Origin of the sequence: Segatella maculosa DSM 19339 = JCM 15638, from assembly GCF_000382385.1 — a bacterium.
Taxonomy (GTDB): Bacteria; Bacteroidota; Bacteroidia; order Bacteroidales; family Bacteroidaceae; genus Prevotella; species Prevotella maculosa.
Window position 1 is genome coordinate 15,534 of record NZ_KB908329.1, and the last position, 17,322, is coordinate 32,855.

A 17,322-nucleotide genomic window follows, 5' to 3' on the forward strand; every position below is an offset into this window, starting at 1 on the left:
TTTTAATAGAACTAATCCTAAAGTTCAAAATTCAATGTTCAATGTTCAAAGTCAAAAACCTCAAAGGTCAAAGTTCAAAATTCAATGTTCAAAATCAAAGTCCCTACATGCCCATGTTGGCCGGAACGGACCTAAAGCATCTGCTTGGCAACGTCTACGGTCACCTCTAATACGCTCCTGATAAAGGGATATTTCTGATGCATCATCTCGTAGTCGGGCCCCGTGGTGAGGAACTTTGCCCGCCCTTCTATGCGAAATCCCGTGCCTTGGTAGCCGTTGAAGCCCTCTACGTTGCGCGTGCCTAACGCCAAAAGGACGCGGTTGTTCACCTCGACATTGGCCTCTGTCTTCTTCATTCCAGCGGCGGGAATGAGGATTCTCTCGTCATCCGTCACCACCAAATAGCTGTTCCAAGTGCATGCTAAGTGGGGTTCTGCATGCCCCCATGACACGATTGAGACGACACCCTCATTGCGAATGACTTCGAAAAACTTTTCTGTAAGCATTTTTGTTCCTCTATTTTGTTCAAACAGGTGGGCAAAGTTACGAAATAAAAGTGAGAGTTCGGTGCTGTCTTCTTGGTAATTTGCAGCGAGAAACAGTTGACGGGGCATTTTCTTTTCCTACGGTTTGCATTCTATGATAATTTTCCTATATTTGCAATTGCTATCATAACACTTTAGAAATCATGACAAAGAAACAGACGATTCTCGTGCTCTTGCTGGTTTTAATGGGCTGGACTGGTTTGGCGAAAGCGCCGAACGACAAGCTCAAGGAGCAGCTCCTGCGCTATGACTACAGCCAGCTGCTGATGGAGAACGACTTTTTAGGCTACATCGGCAACGGCCAACGGCTCTATATGCACTTTGACACGATCTATAAAGACCCTGTGAAACCACAGTATTATCACGTAGAAGGCAAGAGCAAAGTGAAGCAGAACCTCTGTAGTTTCACAGGGGGCATAACCATTCATTCCTTTGCACCGAACGAAGAATCTGACAGTCTTGTAAAACGATATCATCTTAAAGCGCAGTATCAGTTGAATGAGGATGCCAACCAACGCGGTTCGGGTTTCTTTGCCGGTCGACTCACTTCCGACTTCTTCATCTATAGGGATTCCATTTGTTTCGACGAAATGGAAGGTGGCGAGGACGGCTATAATAACAACCAATTTGAGGGCCGTTGGACCTCTTATCGCACGAAAATATCGAAGAAAGCGAATTTCGGCATAGGACGAATTCCCGACTCCGGCAATCTCGATGTAGGGGCAGCAGAGTTCCATGTGGACCCCAAAAAGCAGCATCTGGGCTGGGAAAGCTATACGGAAGCCTTTGAAACAGAGACTCCCGAAGGCCAAAAAGCACAGGCAGAAGAGGACCGTGAGTGGTGGAAAGGCGATAAAGAGGTCTTTATTTCATGGCAATCGAAAACAGAAAATGAGGCAGTTAAGCTTGACATTTACCGCAATAAACATTATCTCCAAACACTTAATTTGGGCGAAAATGTTCTGGAGTACTGGGTAGATCAGAGTGATTACAACTTCGACGGACATCGAGACTTCGCGGTTTGGCTTGATTATGCAGAAAGCAAAAGGGTCTTCTTGTGGTCTGAGAAGCAAGGAAAATATGTGCATGAACCCTTTTTCGACAACTTAGAGTCACCCACAATCTTCAAAGATGCCCGTTGTATTGTGGACACTCGTTACGTCAACGACAAATGTATTGAGCATGTCATGTATCAATATGACGGGCAGAATTACCGTCTTCATTCCACCTTGGTGCAACGTGGTTACTATCCGGAATACGACCGACTTATCTTTTATGACGCAGCAGGAAACCGTGTACGTGAGTTGCAAAACCCCACATTCAAACAGTTTACTCCGCTTTGGCAGAAGTATGCCGTGCTGTATTATATCGACGGATAGAAATGGTTTCATGCCCCATTGTCCAACATTTTAGCGTGTAAGTTGTAATTAATTCCACCATAAAGGCGTTGTATCTCAACTTTTTACTACCTTTGTCTGCGATTACAGCAAAGTAAGAATGAGCAAGAAACAAATTCTTTTGATCAACGACATGGCGGGCTATGGCAAAGTAGCCACGGCCGCCATGCTGCCTATTCTGTCTTATTTCGGCCACCCGACCTATAATCTTCCGACGGCATTGGTATCGAATACGCTCGACTATGGCAAGTTTAATATTCTCGATACCACGGACTATATACAAGGCGTTTTCCCCGTTTGGAAGGCCTTGGGCTTTAGGTTTGATGCCATAGCCACGGGCTTTATCGTCAGCGAAAGACAGGCTTCTATCGTGTCACGCTACTGTCTTGAACAGGCAGAAACGGGCACAACAATCTTCGTGGACCCTATCATGGGCGACGAAGGCAAGCTCTATAACGGCGTAACCCCAGCCGCCATCAAGAGCATGAGGGCCATGTTGAGCGTGGCACATCTGTGCTATCCCAACTACACCGAGGCCTGTTATCTGACCAATTGCACGTATCATCCTGACGGTGTGAGCCTTGATGAAGCTTATAGCCTGTTGGATCATCTGCGCAAGATAGGTGCGAAATCGGCGCTCATCACGAGCATTCCCGTAGACGGAAAGCCCGCTGTTGTGGGCTATAACCACATGGACGATACGTATTTCAGGCTGGGCTACGACGAGATTCCCGTTCATTTCCCCGGCACGGGCGATATTTTTTCGGCCATACTCATCGGGCATTTGCTTGATGATAAGCCCTTGACTGTTGCCACACAAAAGGCCATGGACGGCGTATATGAACTGATTCTCCGCAACAAGGACAATGCGGATAAGAACCGAGGTATACCTCTTGAGCAGTATTTGAACATTCTTTAGCGGATATGGACTGGATAAATAGCCTCTTCACCACGCACTCTTCCATTCAGACCGTGGTTGTGCTGTCAATGATTATCGCGTGTGGTTTGGCATTAGGAAAGCTCAAAGTGATGGGCGTTTCCCTTAGTATTGCCTTCGTATTCTTCGTGGGTATCCTCGCCGGACACCTTGGGTTTAGTATCGATCCCGTGGTACTTGACTATGCTGAAACGTTCGGATTGGCCATCTTTGTCTACTGTCTTGGATTGCATGTCGGGCCGAATTTCTTTGGTTCTTTACGCCATGAAGGCATGTCAGAGAACCTTTGGAGCCTTGCCATTATCATTGTCGGGACGCTCTTTTCCCTGCTGCTTATCCCCCTGACCGGGGTCAGTTTGCCCGACATGGTGGGCCTTCTTTGCGGTGCAACCACCAACACACCGGCCCTCGGTGCAGCCACTCAGGCCCTCAGCCACTTGGGAATGAGCAGCGGAACCGTGGCACTTGCCACCGCGGTTTCCTATCCCTTGGGTGTCTTGGGCGTGATCATTGCGATGGTGATTCTGCGCAAATGCTTTGTCAAACCGGCCGACCTTGCATTGCGATCTGTGGACAGTAACGACCACACTTACATTGCCGAATTCGAAGTAATCAACCCGGCTACGACTGAAAAACGCATCATGGATGTGTCTCATATGACCCATCTGAAGTTCATTATCTCGCGTATTTGGCGTGGCAACGAGGTCATTGTGCCCACCGCAGAGACTGTTTTGAAAGCCAATGATGACCTGCTTGTCATCACCAACAAGGAAGACGAAGGGGCCATGGAAATCCTCTTTGGTCGCAAAATCAATAAGGATTGGAATAAAGAAGCCATCGATTGGAATGCCATCGACACGCAGGTTGAGAGTCGGGTTCTCGTGCTTACGCGCACCGGTCTCAATGGGAAACGCCTCGGAGAGCTGCACCTTCGCAAGTCGTATGGGGTGAATGTGAGTCGCGTTATTCGTGGAGATATCAAACTATTAGCCACAGAAGACCTCCGTCTTCAATATGGGGATCGCGTCACAGTCGTAGGACAACGTGAGGCAATCAACCACGTCGAGGGTTACTTCGGCAACTCCGTTAAGACCTTAAACGAGCCAAATATCGGCAGTATCTTTCTTGGAATCATTCTCGGTTTGGCCCTTGGGACTATCCCTATCAGTATTCCCGGCATGGAAAGCTCCGTCAGATTGGGCATTGCCGGTGGCCCTATCATCATGGGAATCATCATCGGTGCGCTCGGCCCCAAGTTGCATTTCATCTCTTATACCACGCGTTCGGCCTCGCTGATGCTACGCAAACTCGGACTGAGTCTCTATCTGGCGTGTCTCGGACTTGATGCCGGAAAAGACTTCTTTGGCACGGTTATGCGTCCGCAAGGCCTGCTTTGGGTGGGTATCGGTGCCTTGATTACGATTGTTCCCGTGCTCATTGTGGGGCTGATTGCCCTGAAAACGAAGAAGTTCGACTTTGGAACCATCTGCGGAATCCTGTGCGGCAGCATGGCCAATCCCATGGCCTTGGGCTATGCCAACGACACCTTAAAGGGCGATACCGCCAGCATCAGCTATGCATCGGTGTATCCTTTGGGCATGTTCGTGCGTGTCATCATCGCCCAAATCATCGTGATGTTCTTCGCAACGTAATGACGTAGGCATCACGCCCCATATTTCTTTTCTGATTTGTTTGGCCATTCCGATTTTTTGTCTTACCTTTGCCGGCGTTATGATGTTAGCATATTATAAAAAAGGTGTAATGCTGATGCAAAGAAACTTTGATTTCTCTGCATCTTTTAACGCTTATTATTTGGCAGTTCCAAATAATTTGCTAACACACACACACACACACACACACACACACACAATGCAGACCTATAAATATTAAGGTACGCGCATACGCGCGCGTAATATACGCAGCATATTGTAAAAACAATAGGTTACAAAGCTATTTTTCGGAATATCCTTACAGGATTTTCCAAGATTTTTTGTTTCCTTTTTCCCCAATCGGGAAAGAGGAAACAACAAGCACTCTTCGTATAATCATTTAATCAAAAATAATATGAAAAGATTGTATTTACTCATCTTCTCGCTTATCGTAATATTTACGACCAAAGCACAATCGCCCACGGAGTTCACACAGAACATCAATGGCGTGACCATCACTTATAAAATCATAGACCAAGCCAACCGCCATGTTGAAGTGTCGGCACAATCGGGTGGAGTATTCACTCCGCCACAACTGACCTTTCCTGAAGCGGTGTACAAATCAGGAGAGACTCAACCCTACACCATTACTAAGATAGCAGGCGGTATATTCAATGGAACATTAGGGCACGGTTGGTCTCCAGGTGGTGGGTCCGTAACAATAACCTTTCCGTCGAGTTTGGAGGAGATTGGCTGGATGGCATTCGCTCATGCCTATGACGTTAAGGAAGTGGACCTAAGCAAATGTACCAAGCTGAAAAAACTCGAAGGACTGAATTTCCATCGTGGAAGTATTACCAAGCTTTCTCTGCCCGAGGGATTGGAAAAAATTGGTGAGCATGTATTTGATGACAATAAATTAGTTTCAGTTGATATTCCCTCTACGGTAAAAGTAATGAATGGTGGTGCCTTTGGGCAAAACCCAATGCTGAAAATAGTCAATCTCCGCAAGGTGCCTGTCGTTCCTATAAGTGATTTGAGTATTGCATTTGGAGACAGCTCTCCTCTTGAAGGTGCAGACCCAAATCTCAAAATATACGTCAACACCGACCTGACCGGACTTTATGCAACAGCAAGAGGCTGGTCTGATGAAGCAGGGAAGTATATAGAAGCCATCGACATGAATGCTACCGGTTTTGCATCTCTATATCTTGAGAACGAGAACTTCCTCGTGCCTACGGGGTGCACGGCCTATATCATCACGGGCATCACGCCCAGCGGAAGTCCCACTACACCCGACCAAGCCGTAGTGAAAGCATTCGGCGCAGGTAAAATCATTCCTAAACAAACCGGTTTCATCTTGCAAGGCGCACCCAATACAACGATTGAATATCGTGCAGCCGTCACGGGAACGGAAGAAAGCGTATCCGGAAACATGCTCATCGGCACCGCCACAGCACAGGAATTCAGTTCCGCCGGCAATAAATATTATATCCTTGCCAATGGCGACGAAGGTATCGGCTTCTATAAGCAGGGCACACGCGACGGAGCTTCCATCAAGCTGGCCGCTCATCGCGCAGGTCTCTGTCTGCCCGATGCCATAGCACCTGCCAAAGGATTTATCGTCGATTTCGAGGCCGCCCGCAGTGCAGGCCAAACCACAGGCCTCCGCAGTATCGGAACCACGAAGACATCGGGTGAAGACATCATCTACGACTTGCAGGGCCGCCGCGTCTTCCACCCCACGCACGGCATCTATATCATCAACGGAAAGAAAGTTCTCAAATAAACGAAACGACAATGAAACGAAAATATATCACACCGGTCATCGAAGTCGTCCATTTGCTCACCAACGACAATATCGCACAATTTGTTGTAAGCTCCAAATCAGTAGGGGAAAACGAAGGACTGGCCAAGCCCGAGTCCTCTGATTTCGAAGAAGAAGAGGAGGAAAAAAACACAACTGTGAAATACAACCCATGGGAAGATTGAGCATGAGCCATGGGAAGGCTTTCAGAAACATCCCCATCTAATTAAAAAAAGATATAGATCTTTTTGCAAAAACATCCCCATCTTTTTGAAAAGAGAGGAAGGGGAGCCTCCCAATCTCTCCCAAAGAGAGGGAAGTTACAAGCTAATAATACGCCAATTCGGGATAAGATGGCTGTGACTCTAAACACCACCTATATTTCAATTGCCATTACTACGCCAATCCCTCCTGGGTTGTTAGCTTACCGCAGGCAAATTGGCCTGCTGCGTTTGTGCGGCAGGTGTCGTCAGCATCGGTTATGGTAGCTTTATAGTACATCCCGGCCCAATGTTGTTCTTCTTGAACCAGCCTTGCGGAACTTCGAGCGCATAGCGCACAGATTGCGACGACTCTACACTTGCCTTGCTGAACGGAGCCATATCGCGTGTTTCGCAGATTTCGCCACTTGCACTGATGAACGCGATTGAAAGGGGCGTAGGCGTGTCTTTCATCCAGAAGGCGATCTTTTGGTCTCTTTTAAACACAAAAAGCATGCCCGTTCCATCGGGAATATTTGTGCGCCCCATAAAGCCTTTTGTCATCTCTCGGCGAGAGCGGGCAAGCTCAACTGTTATGGGAATGGTCTTGCCGTCAAGATTTGTAATTGCCAAATCCTTTTTCTCAAATTCGAGCACAGATGTTGAACATGCGCTAAAAATGGCGCAGCACAATACAACCGCTCCTTTCAGCACCAGCTTCGCATGCACCTGTAAAAACTTTTTCGTGGTTAATCCTTTGTAAGTCATAATACAATTCATTATTTATTGGTCTGTAATTTATGGTGTTGTGGATAAGAAACAGCTTATCCGAAAGCAAAGGTAATCTATTTTTTGCAAAACACGAAAAAGTTTTTGTTGTTTTTCTTGGTTATTTTTTGCCACGCTGAAAGCAAATATTTTGTTTATGTTGCAGATGCTTGCAAAGGCCAATTTGGTATAACTAAGAATGTAACTTGCTGCCTTTCCACCTCGTTCTATCGATTGCCCTGTTCGTCTGTTGGGCATGTCTAAAAACACGCGAAGAAGCATGTGGAAAGAGGTTAATAATATGGTGTAGGCACCAGAACGCTTACCATTATACGCCTGTTCGGGATAAGAAAGTGCCCTAAAAAGTTGGTAATCTCACTATTATTTTGTAACTTTATAGTTGAAAATCAATAATTTACAAAACATATATAGCGATGATTACCACAGACAAAGTTACAGAAATCTTTTGTATATTGGATGAGTTCTGCAAGAATTTAGATGCCGAGTTAACTAAATGATGGATGATAAATTGAATAGACCTTGCGGATTAGAATGTTCGCAAGGTCTATTTGCATTTTACTCCCCCTCCCTCTTCGGGGAGGGGTCGGGGGAGAGGCTTTTGGAAGAGTTGGGGTGAATATCACTTAAACGGGTTTTCCGTCGGATAAGGCAGACTTGCGGGTTGGTTATAAGCGATATCTTTGATGCCAAGATACTTGAACACCTCGAAAAGCGTCTTGCCCACGTGGTCGAAAGCCACTGCCCCATGATGCGGATAGCCCTTCTCTACGAGCACATGACGGTAGAAACGGCCCATCTCGGGGATAGCGAATATACCGATACCACCGAAAGAACGCGTCGGAACATCAAGCACTTCACCCTCGGCGATGTATGATCTGAGGTTGCCTTGTGCGTCACATTGCAGGCGATAGAAGGTCACCTTGCTGGCTGCAATGTCTCCTTCGAGCGTACCACGTGTGAAGTCTGGCGTGCCTCCATTCTCCAAAAGGCGGTTTTGAATGAGCTGGAATTTGATGGCACGTGTGCTACACATCTTGCATTCGGGCGTGTTTCCGCAATGGAATCCCATGAAGGTATCGGTCAGACGGTAGTCATATTTGCCCTTAATATCCTCGTCATAGATGTATTGAGGCACGGAATTATTGATGTCAAGAAGGGTCACTGTGTCGCCCGAAGCACACATTCCAATATACTCAGACAGCGCACCATAGATGTCAACCTCACATGCCACAGGGATGCCACGGCTCACCAATCGCGAGTTAACATAGCAGGGTTCGAAACCGAATTCCTTTGGAAATGCGGGCCAGCATTTATCGGCAAAGGCCACAAACTCACGTGATCCTTTGTGCTGATCTGCCCAATCCAGCAACGTAAGTTCAAATTGAGCCATGCGCCGACTCAGGTCGGGATAGAACTTACCGCAGCCCATTTCGTTGGCCATATCCTCGCAAACTGCGTCAATACGCGGGTCATTTTCGTGTGCTTTATAGGCCACCAAGAGGTCCAATTCGGAGTTTTCTTCAATCTCTACTCCCAGTTCGTAAAGTCCCTTGATGGGTGCGTTACAGGCAAAGAAGTCCTGCGGACGCGGACCGAAAGTAATGATTTTCAAGCCTTTCAAGCCGATGACCGTGCGCGCAACGGGCACGAATTCGGCCATCATTCGGGCCACATCTTCGGCCGTTCCCACCGGATATTCGGGGATATAGCCCTTGATGTGGCGCATACCAAGATTGTAAGAGCAGTTCAACATGCCGCAGAAAGCGTCGCCACGACCATTGATCAGGTCGCCATCTCCCTCGGCTGCGGCCACGAACATGCAAGGGCCGTCGAAGTATTTTGCTATCAATGTCTCGGGTGTCTCGGGGCCGAAGTTACCCAAGAACACCACCAATGCATTGCAACCGGCCGCTTTCACTTCGGCAACAGCCTTGAGCATGTCGTGCTCGTTCTCCACGGTTGTTTTGCAATTAAACAGTTCGCCCTTGTAAGCTTCTACGATGTTTTCGCGTCTTTTAGTAGACAGTGCGATTGGAAAACAGTCACGACTGACGGCAATAATGCCCAGCTTGACCGTCGGGATGTTCGTACTTACCATATCAATTCCTCTTATTCGTTAGATTGTTTATGTTTTCAAAGACAAAGATAGCTAAAATTTAATGTCGTGATACTTTTTTCATTGTTTTCTTGGCTGCTTCTAACTATCTTTAACTTTTAGTGTAATGGCAACACTGTACAACCCGCGTTCTTTATCAATAGCAGCCTCCAAGCGTGCAAACCGATGGAGCATGCGGGCAGAACGCTTTTCATATATCCCCCATGTTTTTTTGAACTTATCGGATTTTATGCTATCTTTGTCATTGTTTTCATCAAGAATACGAACGTATGAACAAGTCGCTTGTCATCATAACAGCCTTTCTTGCGTGCTTCCTCCTATGCTGCTGCCAAGGAAAAGAGGGGAAGCGGTATGTCATCGGCGTGTCGCAATGCTCGGAAGATATATGGCGCGACAAGCTGAACGAGGAGCTCAAGACGGCTACTTTCCCTGAAGATGAGGTGTCGTTGCAGTTTGCTTCGGCCGATGACAACGACACGTTGCAAATCCGACAGATAGAACAATTCATCAAAGAAGGTGTAGACTTGCTGGTCATTTCGCCCAATCAGGTACACGCCATCACGCCCGTTGTCAACAAAGCCATGCAGAAAGGCATTCCCGTCATCCTTTTCGACCGCCGCACAGACGGTGCATACACGGCCTTCATCGGGGCGGACAACGAGGAAATAGGCCGGCAAATAGGCGACTTTGTAGCCCGACAAACAAGCCATCGCGGTTCCGTTGTCGAAATCATGGGGCTGAAAGGCTCCTCTCCGGCGGCCGACCGACACCGCGGTTTCATGCAAAGCATCAGCAAATATCCGGGCATCAAGCTCGTCAGTCTGCAAGGCGACTGGACGAAAGCAAGCGGAAAGCACGCCATTTTAGACCTGAAACGACGCCAAGGAGCCGACTTTTGTGCCACGATCGACTATATTTTCGCTCAGAACGACCGCATGGCAATGGGCGCACTTGAGGCAGGCGTGCTCGGCAAACACACCAAATTGTGCGGCGTCGACGCCCTTCTCGGTCCCGAAGGTGGTATGAGGCTCGTGGCCGACAGCGTGCTCTCGGCCTCTTATATCTATCCCACACGCGGCGACCTTGTGCTGAAACTGGCCCTGAACATACTGAAACACCGGCCCTACAGCAAGGAAAACCTGTTACAATCGGCCCTCGTCACGCCCGACAAAGCACCGCTGATGCGCATGCAGGCCGACGAGATGAACATGCAACAACAGCGCATTCAAGACCTTCACAAGAAGCTCGACCTCTTCTTTGTGCGCTATCATCACCAAAAGGTCTACCTGCTTTTCACGATGATTATCCTCATTCTGCTCGTCGGCATCTTTATTTATGTCTACCGAATGGCCGTCTATCGCCACCGAATGACCGAGAAAGCCATCACCGAAAAGCTGCAACACTATATGCAACTCAACGAGCAGCGCAACCGAATGGAACGCCTTGCCCAACTGCCCGCAGCCGAATCGGCCGACAATGTGCTTGATGCCGATACCAAATTTATGAACCGTATCTTCGATTGCATCATCAAAAACCTGTCCGATTCAGCCTTTAGTGTCGAGCTATTGGCCGCACAATTGGGCATGAGTCGCGTGCAGCTCTACCGCAAGGTGAAGACCATCACCGACTCATCGCCCGTGGAAATCATTCGCATCACGCGCTTGCAGCAGGCCGACCGACTGCTCCGGCAAGGCGGAATGAACGTTTCGGAGGTCTCTTATGAAGTAGGCTTCTCATCTCCCTCCTATTTTTCGAAGTGCTACAAAGAGCATTTCGGCCATCAACCTACGGCATCGGGCACGCACGCCGAATAGCCGTTGCCCCACAACATGCCCATGATAGCGATATAGGGACGCACGGCCTGTGCGTCCGCGCCGCGTAGTTGATAAATAAACAAGTGGACGGAGTGGACGAGTTGCATGCTGCGAGGTATGTAGGGACGCACGGTCCGTGCGTCCGCGCAAGAGGAATTGGAGGCAAATGTACCGAAGCATTGGAACGGACGCACGAGCCGTGCGTCCCTACATGCATTCGAGCAGCTCGTTCAATCAATTATTTTATGCATTAATACGGACAATGTGGGTATGTAGGGACACACGGCTCGTGCGTCCGCACTGTGCGGTTGACAAATAAACAAGTGGACGGGGTGGACGAGTTGCATGCTGCGAGGTATGTAGGGACGCACGGTTCGTGCGTCCGCGCAAGGAGAATGAAACACAAGTGCAGGATTGTTAGAACGGACGCACGAACCGTGCGTCCCTACATGCATTCGAATGGAGTGGAGTGTCGCTCCTATTGATTATCAACGACTTGAAACTCGTGTTTTAATCTTAGCCATTTTGTACGGTAATCCCAGCCATTTCACCGCGCAATATAACCCATATTGCACGGTAAAATGGGTGAGATTGAAACGTCATAGGGCTGACTTTGAAACATCGCATGCAAGTTATTGGTTCTCAATACCCATGCTGTTGCGAACCAACCACTTGCATTCAATGTTTTGATGCGTGCCTAACGACGGGCGTTTTATTTGAAATTGCGATGCACCGAGAGCGTGTTATTTCCCAAAAGTCTCGTCCATGAACTGATAAAATGCAGGGTCTTCGCCCACGACCGTCCTCACAATCTTACCGTCGGGACCTACAAGTATCTTCGTGGGGAAGCCCCTCACGCCGTAATCGGAAAGCACCTTGCTGTCTTTCGGATTGTAGACATGGAGCCAAGGCAGCTCATGTTTCTTCACGGCCGCTTTCCATTTGTCTTCCGGGTCGTTGCAGTCGATGCCCAAAATCTCGAATTTTCCGGCATATTTCTTATAATATTCCTTCATTTGAGGCATGCCGCGGATACACCAAATGCACCATGAACCCCAGAAATCAAGCAGCACATACTTGCCTTTCAGGCTCGAAAGCGACAGCGGTTTGCCGTGAATATCGTTCAATGTGAAGTCAGGTGCCACGACACCGGCAGCCTGTGCAGCCTTCGATTTAGCCTCGGCTTCGGCCTGTTTCTTGTAATCATCAATGGCACGTTGCAGGTAACTCTTCATTCGTCCGGCCTTTACTGTGGCGGAAAGCAGCTTGGCCGCTTCCTCGATTTTCTCGCCTTCCAAAGACGTAACGGCTGCGGCTGCGGCCTCCCAATCGGGATGCGACTTGACAAAACCCATGATGGCATCGTTGATTTTCTGCTCGAACCCGGGCGCCTTTTCCTCATATTCTTTCATCACCTTGGCGCGTTCCTCTCCCGCTTCGATGCGTTTTGAAAGACTTTCCGTGAAGTCTTGAAGTGCTTTCTGGGCCACTTCGAGTTCTCGGTCGAACTGTCCATACTGCTGATAGAACCTGCTTCCGCCGATATCATAGCGCGAATTGAGGTCGCCTTTCAGCTCGACTGTCTCGCCGGGAACAGCTATAATGTTGAGTCGTTTGCGCTCCGTTCGGTGCAAAGTTCCCATCGATACGAGGAAAATATCCTTGGGTTCGTCCAGCCGAAGCGTTGCATTGAACCGGTCGTTCTTCACAAGAATGGTGTCGCGACGGTAGCCGTTGTCTTGTGGAATAAGGGCCACCACGGTGTCACCGAAGTTCTTCAATTCGGCTTTCACCGTGAAATTGCCGTCTGTGGCAGCTGCCGTCTGCGCGCAAAGCAGCAGCGAAAGGCCTAAAAACATTTTATTCATCTTTCTTTGTCTTTTGTGATTATTGATGCAAAACGGCTGCCATGGTCGGGCCATCGCAGCTCTTACAAACGCAAAAATATAAAATAAAGGCCCTGAATGTAGCATTCAGAGCCTTTCTTTAAGTATTTTTATTTCTTTTTCGGACGCCTTCTTGCCCAGCCTTCTTCGCTGAAATCGGGCACTTCGCCCTTGAGTTTGAAGTCACTTCCATTGATAAGACTGCGCCAATCTGTCTCGTTTCCGGTCTCATGTTGACGCTGACGACGGGGCTGACGCTCCTCCGTTCGCTTGCCGGAACGCCCACCTCGGTTGCCTTTTTCCTTGCGGTTGTCCCGGTTTCCGCGTCCGTGACCGGTGTCATCGGCATCATTACAGCGCACTTCGCGGCCCTTATAGCTCGTTCCGTTCAAGGCATTCATCACCCGTTGCGCGTCATCTTCGGGCACTTCTATATAAGAGAACTTCTGAAGCAGGTCGATATGGCCCACTTCCTGCCGCCCGTGAACATGCTTGTTGAGGTATTGCATGATTTCACCGGGATAGAAACCGTCGCTCTTTCCAAGGTTGATGAAGAGCCTGCGATAGCCGCTTTCGGCCTCATGCTTGCGGCGTCCGCCACTCACTTTGCCCCGCATCGTGCGCTCGCTTCGCTCACTTCGGCTGGCTTTTCCGGCCATCGGCTTCTCTATTTCGGGCGCATTCCGGTAGTAATCCAAGAAGCGTCCGAAGGTGACGGTGACCATTTTCTTGATGATGTCCTCCTTGTCAACATACTCAAAACGGCGCATGATGTCGTCCATATAGGGTGCGATTTGGTCCTCATCAACGTCGGTTTTCATGATGTCGTCCATCACTTTAAAAAGCTGTTTCTTGCAGATCTCCTCGGCTTTCGGCAGTTCTCCGTCGATAAAGTCCTTGCCGATTTGCTTCTCAATCTGCCTTACTTTCCACTTCTCCTTGATGTGTATGATGCTGATAGAGGTGCCTTTCTTGCCCGCACGTCCCGTTCTTCCGCTTCGATGTGTGTAGCTTTCGATGTCATCGGGCAGTCCGTAGTTGATGACATGGGTAAGGTCGTCCACGTCGAGCCCTCGTGCTGCCACGTCGGTTGCCACAAGTAGCTGCACCGTATGGCGGCGGAACTTCTGCATGGTGAGGTCTCTTTGCTGCTGACTCAGGTCGCCATGCAAGGCTTCGGCATTGTAACCGTCTTTGATCAGCTTGTCGGCTATCTCCTGCGTCTCGAGCTTTGTGCGACAGAAAACAATGGCGAAGATGCGCGGATGAAAGTCGACGATGCGTTTCAAGGCGTGATATTTGTCCTTGGAATGCACAAGATAGTAGATGTGGTTCACGTGTTCCGCACCCTCGTTTCGGCTGCCCACGACGATTTCCTTATAGTCGTGGAGATAGCTTTTGGCTACTTTCTCCACCTCACGGCTCATGGTTGCTGAGAAAAGAAGCGTGTTCCTGTCTTCCGGAAGCTGCTCGAATATGGCGTTGATGCTGTCGGAAAAGCCCATGTTCAGCATCTCATCGGCCTCGTCGAGCACCACGTTATTGACCTGACTGAGCTCCATTACGCCGCGATTGATAAGGTCTACCAATCGTCCGGGCGTTGCAACAACAATCTGAACGCCATGCTTTATGGCGCGAATCTGCGGGCGAATATCGGCCCCTCCATACACCGGAACCACGTGAAGACCGTCGATATACTTGCTGAAATCCTTCAAGTCGTCGGCAATCTGCACGCAGAGCTCGCGCGTAGGACTCAAAACGATGGCCTGTGTTGCACGGTTTTGTGCATCGACCTTCTGCAATAAAGGCAGTCCGAAGGCTGCCGTTTTGCCCGTACCTGTCTGTGCAAGTGCGATGACATCGTTCTTGTTGCCCAACAAATAAGGGATTACTTCTTCCTGAACAGCCATCGGATGTTCGAAACCCAACTCTTCAATGGCGCGGCGAATCGCTTCGCTGACGCCCAATTCTTCAAATGTTTTCAATTTTTTCTGATTAAATGTGAAGGTACAAACGCCCTCCCAGCCATTTAATCCGGGCGTACTCACCTTCTGAATCCATGGAAGTTGATTACCTATGTTTAACTCCAACTTCCTCAAAGTCGGCTGCAAAGGTAAACATTCTCCGTGAACAAGGAGAAAGAAAAAAGGTAAAAAAGCATAAAATACCCACCCCGGCTCTCCCTAAGGGAGGGAGTTTCACCCGGCCCCTCCAGAAGAAAGAGGACGCAATTACGGCCGTTTGGGCATTATTGTCTTGGTTGATGAGAGAACAATCGGGCATAAGGTGGTGATTTGATTTCCGCCGATTTGTTCTGTCTTTATAACGCATGTGTTGCCCGGAATGGGCGGGGCAGCGATGCCTTCAGCAATGGTTGTGGGAGCCGTTTCCACGCGTATTTCGTCCCAAAGTCCGCGTTCAAGGAACGCTTGCAGGGTCTTATTGCCCCCCTCAACGATAAGACTTTGCTTCTTTTCGGCATAAAGTCGGGCCAGCACTTCATCGATGGTGGCAGCCACAATCCAGCCTTCGGGCCGTTCGTTTGCAGCCGACATGGAGGGCGAAAGTACGATGCGCTCAGGGTTAGGGCCGCTCCATTGACGCACGTCGAGACGGGGATGATCGGTCAGAAAGGTGGTATGACCAACGAGAATGGCATCATTTTCGGCCCGCATCTTGTGCACCAATAGCTGTGTTTCGGGCGTGGAAAGCTGCAAAGGGCCGTCTTTCCGGGCAATAAAACCATTGGCGGTCTGTGCCCACTTCAAAATGATGTAGGGGCGATGTTGCTCGTTGAACGTGATGAAACGGCGGTTCAAAGCCAGACATTGCTGCTCCATGACGCCCACGATGACCTCGATTCCGGCCTCTCGCATGCGTTGAATGCCACGTCCCTGCACCTTTGCAAAGGGGTCAATACAGCCACAGACGCATCGCTTGATGCCCTTGCTGATGATCAAATCTGCACAAGGCGGCGTCTTTCCATAGTGGGAACAAGGTTCTAATGACACGTAGATTGTGGCCTCTGGTAACAAGGGATTGTCTTCCGGTTTGACGCTTGTAAAGGCGTTAACCTCGGCATGTGGCCCGCCGAAATGCATGTGATAGCCCTCGCCGATGATATGACCTTGGGCCACAATCACAGCTCCTACCATTGGGTTGGGCTTTGCTTTCAGCCGTCCGTTCTCGGCCAATTGCAGGCAACGTTTCATGTAATATTCATGCTCCATCGCCTACAAACTTACAAAAAATCTTTGATATCAGAGTCCGTTCTGTATTTTTTCGTGAAACAAGGTGATGACATCAAGCATCTCGTCCGGCAGATATGAATAGGCTTTCTCAACCATTTCTTCAGGTATTTCATAGTAAGATTCGGCGATAGAACCACAGATAGCAGCCTTCGTATCCGTGTCACCTCCGGCCGCAACTGCTGTGCGTATGGCGTCTTCAAAGCTTTGACTTTCCATGAAACAACTGATGGCATAAGGCACAGTCTCATTACATAAGCCGTCGAAATGGGCCTCACTTCCGATCTTATAAATGTCACGAAGCGACGTAAGATGGTAGCCGAAGTTGCGCCGAACGGCACTTTCTATCTCGTCTTTTGTGATGCGACAGGTGCGAAGCCAGTAGATAAGGGTGGCCACACACTGTGCCCCGTTGATGCCATCGGGGTGATTATGGCTCACAACGGCACTCTTTTCTGCCTCGCGAAGCACGTCATGATAGTCATCGAAAAGCCAGCCGATGGGACTCACTCTCATGGCCGAACCGTTGCCACTGCTGCCATATGGCTGCGGATTTTCACTTTCCACCCAAAGCGAAAACTTGTCACCATAGCCTCCCATAGGGGTGGGATAGCGGCGGCACCAAGCGTGAAGCGTCTCGCCATATGGCTGATTGTGCAAGATAGCATCAGCTATGGCTACCGTGCAAATCGTGTCGTCTGTGAAGTTACAATCAGGCGTAAAAAGTTCAAAATCCGATGTTGTTTGCTTTGAAAATTCAAAGCGTGAACCGACAATGTCTCCAATGATAGCTCCAAGCATGGCAGTAAGGTTAATACGGGTTGATAGATGTTGCAGAGCCATGGCTCCTTGTTGTGGTCTCACCGAGAATCGAACTCGGATCTAATCTTTAGGAGAGACTTGTTCTATCCATTGAACTATGAGACCCCACTAC

At 49.0% G+C, this 17,322-nt stretch carries 13 protein-coding genes, 1 tRNA gene and 1 pseudogene; 7 read left to right on the forward strand and 8 right to left on the reverse strand.

Features of this window, described 5'->3' with window-relative positions; genetic code table 11:
• Positions 1 to 131 precede the first annotated feature (131 nt).
• Positions 132 to 506: a pyridoxamine 5'-phosphate oxidase family protein gene (locus H164_RS0109605; RefSeq protein ID WP_019968420.1), complete on the reverse strand. Its 375-nt coding sequence runs from the start codon at positions 504 to 506 to the stop codon at positions 132 to 134.
• A gap of 182 nt (positions 507 to 688) precedes the next feature.
• Between H164_RS0109605 and H164_RS0109610 the strand changes: the two genes are divergently transcribed.
• From H164_RS0109610 to H164_RS0109630, 5 genes are all read left to right on the forward strand, one after another.
• The gene (locus tag H164_RS0109610; RefSeq protein ID WP_019968421.1) at positions 689 to 1,924 is read left to right on the forward strand and encodes an XAC2610-related protein; all 1,236 of its coding nucleotides are present in this window, start codon (positions 689 to 691) and stop codon (positions 1,922 to 1,924) included.
• Positions 1,925 to 2,042: 118 nt separating this feature from the next.
• Positions 2,043 to 2,861 carry a bifunctional hydroxymethylpyrimidine kinase/phosphomethylpyrimidine kinase gene (locus tag H164_RS0109615; protein WP_019968422.1) on the forward strand — a complete coding sequence of 273 codons (819 nt, stop codon included), beginning with the start codon at positions 2,043 to 2,045 and terminating at the stop codon, positions 2,859 to 2,861.
• 5 nt (positions 2,862 to 2,866) lie between these two features.
• Positions 2,867 to 4,531, forward strand: coding sequence for a putative transporter (locus H164_RS0109620; protein WP_019968423.1), 1,665 nt, complete (start codon positions 2,867 to 2,869; stop codon positions 4,529 to 4,531).
• Positions 4,532 to 4,943: 412 nt separating this feature from the next.
• Positions 4,944 to 6,317 (forward strand): leucine-rich repeat protein, encoded by a 1,374-nt coding sequence (locus H164_RS0109625; protein ID WP_019968424.1) that lies wholly within the window; start codon positions 4,944 to 4,946, stop codon positions 6,315 to 6,317.
• 11 nt (positions 6,318 to 6,328) lie between these two features.
• Positions 6,329 to 6,520 carry a hypothetical protein gene (locus tag H164_RS0109630; protein WP_019968425.1) on the forward strand — a complete coding sequence of 64 codons (192 nt, stop codon included), beginning with the start codon at positions 6,329 to 6,331 and terminating at the stop codon, positions 6,518 to 6,520.
• A 294-nt stretch (positions 6,521 to 6,814) separates the two neighbouring features.
• Here H164_RS0109630 and H164_RS0109635 read toward each other — a convergent pair whose 3' ends face one another.
• Positions 6,815 to 7,315, reverse strand: a complete 501-nt coding sequence (locus H164_RS0109635) for a DUF192 domain-containing protein (protein ID WP_248616197.1) — start codon at positions 7,313 to 7,315, stop codon at positions 6,815 to 6,817.
• A gap of 422 nt (positions 7,316 to 7,737) precedes the next feature.
• On the opposite strand from H164_RS0109635, the pseudogene H164_RS16105 reads away from it, so the two are divergent.
• Positions 7,738 to 7,818: pseudogene (locus H164_RS16105) on the forward strand (transposase); the annotation flags it as partial.
• A 125-nt stretch (positions 7,819 to 7,943) separates the two neighbouring features.
• Here the strand turns inward: H164_RS16105 and H164_RS0109640 are convergent.
• Positions 7,944 to 9,422 (reverse strand): L-fucose/L-arabinose isomerase family protein, encoded by a 1,479-nt coding sequence (locus tag H164_RS0109640; RefSeq protein ID WP_019968427.1) that lies wholly within the window; start codon positions 9,420 to 9,422, stop codon positions 7,944 to 7,946.
• A 287-nt stretch (positions 9,423 to 9,709) separates the two neighbouring features.
• Here H164_RS0109640 and H164_RS0109650 point away from each other — a divergent pair, with 287 nt between their 5' ends.
• Complete coding sequence (locus H164_RS0109650) at positions 9,710 to 11,254, forward strand: AraC family transcriptional regulator (protein WP_019968429.1); 1,545 nt, start codon at positions 9,710 to 9,712, stop codon at positions 11,252 to 11,254.
• Between the two features lie 743 nt (positions 11,255 to 11,997).
• Here H164_RS0109650 and H164_RS0109655 read toward each other — a convergent pair.
• The 5 genes from H164_RS0109655 to H164_RS0109675 all read right to left on the reverse strand — a co-directional run bounded on the left by H164_RS0109655 (position 11,998) and on the right by H164_RS0109675 (position 17,315).
• Positions 11,998 to 13,122: a TlpA disulfide reductase family protein gene (locus tag H164_RS0109655; RefSeq protein WP_019968430.1), complete on the reverse strand. Its 1,125-nt coding sequence runs from the start codon at positions 13,120 to 13,122 to the stop codon at positions 11,998 to 12,000.
• Positions 13,123 to 13,250: 128 nt separating this feature from the next.
• Complete coding sequence (locus H164_RS0109660) at positions 13,251 to 15,125, reverse strand: DEAD/DEAH box helicase (RefSeq protein WP_025829917.1); 1,875 nt, start codon at positions 15,123 to 15,125, stop codon at positions 13,251 to 13,253.
• A gap of 246 nt (positions 15,126 to 15,371) precedes the next feature.
• Positions 15,372 to 16,370: a bifunctional diaminohydroxyphosphoribosylaminopyrimidine deaminase/5-amino-6-(5-phosphoribosylamino)uracil reductase RibD gene (ribD, locus tag H164_RS0109665; protein ID WP_019968432.1), complete on the reverse strand. Its 999-nt coding sequence runs from the start codon at positions 16,368 to 16,370 to the stop codon at positions 15,372 to 15,374.
• Between the two features lie 30 nt (positions 16,371 to 16,400).
• A complete protein-coding gene (locus H164_RS0109670) occupies positions 16,401 to 17,189 on the reverse strand; it encodes an ADP-ribosylglycohydrolase family protein (RefSeq protein WP_019968433.1) in 789 nt (262 codons plus the stop codon).
• Positions 17,190 to 17,243: 54 nt separating this feature from the next.
• Positions 17,244 to 17,315 (reverse strand) — tRNA-Arg (locus tag H164_RS0109675).
• Positions 17,316 to 17,322 lie beyond the last annotated feature (7 nt).